This is a genomic window from Rhizobacter sp. P2_H2, from assembly GCF_056403375.1.
In genome coordinates, this window is the sequence record NZ_JBFUFP010000775.1 from 1 (window position 1) to 2,631 (window position 2,631).

A 2,631-nucleotide genomic window follows, 5' to 3' on the forward strand; every position below is an offset into this window, starting at 1 on the left:
ATCAGACACAGTGCGTCGTGGCAGTTCGCCGTCGCGACGAGCACATCGATGTCATCTGGATGCGATATCCCTCCAAATCGCGYCGACCATCTCGTCCGGCCGGGCGCGGAATAAGTCCGGTGTGCTCATTCGTCAAATCCCCCAATAAATCAATTGCGCAGACAACGCTTCCTGGAGGATCCGGTACCCTCCCTTACCCCGGAACGTCAGCAATCATGCGGGTTCCTTGAATCTTGCAAGGCCGACTAATTCCTTGAATTCATAACCTCCAGAATGCTGTCAGCCAGCACAGAGTTTCTCTCGCCACCTCTTGAAATTCGCTCCAGTTCAGGCCTTAGATCTCCAATCCACCGGCAAAACACCACCTCAACGTCTTGCATACCCTTATCATCGAGAGAAATCTTTTCATAGCCCGCCTCCGGATGAAAGGAGGCAAACAAATCATCAACAAAACAAAGGGCCAGTCGTTGCGAATTTTCGCCACCACAAACTATCACATCGGCAAGGAATGGAATCACCCCCAGAAGCACAGGATAATATGTTCCAGCGTGATTGTTGCAAATAGAACCCATTAAATCATCATATGCAGATGAAAGACCATCAACCAAATCATTGAGAGCACACTCAATACTCCCTGACTTGTTCCATGAAGGCTGCGGAAATTCACTCCACCTCACCGACGAAATCCGCCTCTTGATAGCATCATTCATGTCCATCTCCGTGAATAGCATCCCCAAACTACCATCCCCAAGGCCCACCTGGCTCAGCCTTTACATCCGAAGGAAATTGGGATGGCCTATATTTCGCTTGGCACGAGTAACATACCGGGATTTCTGTCCACTCAAGTAGGCCTGTCTCCGGATTACGTCTCCATCCGTATGCTTTTGTCATTGAAGCATTTTGACTAAGTTGCTCAGCAACCATATCTTCGGCGCACATCCTGCGAGCCTTACTTGACGTACCAACAACAACCTCACCTGCCTCGTGTCCACCYGCATACGTAGCGAACTTCCTCATACTTCTCAGTCCTTCCGCGTCGCGCGCAAGGTCAGCTGCCTTTGCTAGACGCAATGCATTCAGCGCCTCGACCCCTAGCCCAATCAGCCCGTCAGTTGCCGCAAAGATCGCAACTTCAGCGTACGCATTAATCAGGGCATCTTGATAGCGTCTGAATTCCCCTTCAATATTTGGGAACCCCATGCTGCCTGCTTGAAGGCCGCGCGGGTCAACAAGCGCCAATGGATTCCCCCCCACATACCCATAAGTCGTCAGACTCCGAGCAGCCAACCCGATCGGATCACTCTGCGTGTAGCCCCCACCCGCCGAGTTGTAGTACCGGAAGTAGTTGTAGAACAGCCCGCTCTCCTGATCCGCATACTGCCCCGGGAACCTCAGGTTCTGCACGAAGACCCCCAGCCCGCTCGGGTTGGTCTCCGGCGCGCTCGTCCCGAAGGGCTCCGCCAGCCAGCGCCAGCGCACCCGGTTCTGGCGGTCCACCACCACCCGCGGCGTGTTCAGGTGATCGGTGTGGATGAAGTACACCAGCGGCTCGCCTGAGGGGTTSGCCGGATCCGGCGGGAACATCGCCATCGGCGTGTCGCGCAGCCACACGTATTCCCTCAATGGGGCTCCGTTCTGGTCGTACTCGCCCAGCAGGTGGCCCGCCTGGTCGTACACGAAGACCACCGTGCTCTGCGGCCCCGTGCTGCTCACCTTGCGCACCCGCTGTCCGGCAGCGTTGTACGTGTAGCTCGTCGTCACCCCGCCCTTGGTGATCGTCGCGAGCTGGCCGCGCAGGTTGTACCTCGCCGTGTAGCCTGAGCCATCGGCCGCGCTGTCGCTGAGCGTGTTGCCGGCACTGTCGAACACGAGGCTGCGCGCCGGGTTCGTGATGCTCGTGGTCCGGTTGCTCGTCGCCTCCACGCTGTACGTGCTCGGGCTGCCGTTCAGGCTCAGGCCGGTGCGGTTGCCGTTCGGGTCGTAGCTGATGCCCCAGTTCGCCGCGTTCGTCGTGATGCTGGTGAGCCGGCTGTTCTCATCCCACCCGAACTGCTGATCCAACGCCGGCTGCGCCGTGCCGTCCGCACTCAGGTGCGTGAAGCTCACGATGCGGCTCGCCTCGTCGTAGCGCACATCCCGCAGCGCCTCGCCCAGCGGGTACCGGATCGCCCGGCCCGCGAGGTCGAAGTAGCGCTCGTTCGACTTCGTGCCGCTCGCCATCGCCCAGCCCCAGCGCTTGACCGTGCCGGCGAACGGCGTCCACTCGATCTGCGGGATCAACGGCGTGCCGCCCAGCGTGATCTCGGCGACCTCGCCATCCACCCAGGTCAGGCCCAGCTGCCGGCTCGACGGGTAGCTGATGCCGCTCAGGTTGCCCAGCGTGTAGCCGTAGCCCACCGTGTGCGTCAGCTGCGTGGTGTTGCTGCCGGTGCTTGCATTGACGCGCTGCACGTCGCTGACCACCTCGCCCTGGTCGTCGTAGCCGTACTGCGCCGAGCCGCCCGGGTAGCCGCTGCTCGTCAGCTTGCCCGCGCCGTAGCTGAAACCTGCACCGGTCTGGCTGTAGGCCAGCGTCACGGTCTCCGTCGGCTGGCCGGTTTGCGTGTACACCGCCGAGGTCAGCCGGTCGCT

2 protein-coding genes are annotated in these 2,631 nt (G+C 59.9%); both read right to left on the bottom strand.

The features are described from left to right. Window positions 1-245: 245 nt before the first annotated feature. On the bottom strand, window positions 246-710 hold the full coding sequence (locus tag AC1D15_RS26115) for a hypothetical protein (RefSeq protein ID WP_477828279.1): 465 nt from the start codon (window positions 708-710) through the stop codon (window positions 246-248). Between the two features lie 28 nt (window positions 711-738). Then, on the bottom strand, window positions 739-2,631 hold a 1,893-nt coding region (locus AC1D15_RS26120), incomplete at its 5' end, for an RHS repeat domain-containing protein (protein ID WP_477828280.1).

What these genes read in the sequence shown, in the direction of transcription:
- AC1D15_RS26115 (WP_477828279.1), bottom strand. Translation starts at nt 710, where the DNA reads ATGAATGATGCTATCAAGAGGCGGATTTCGTCGGTGAGGTGGAGTGAA.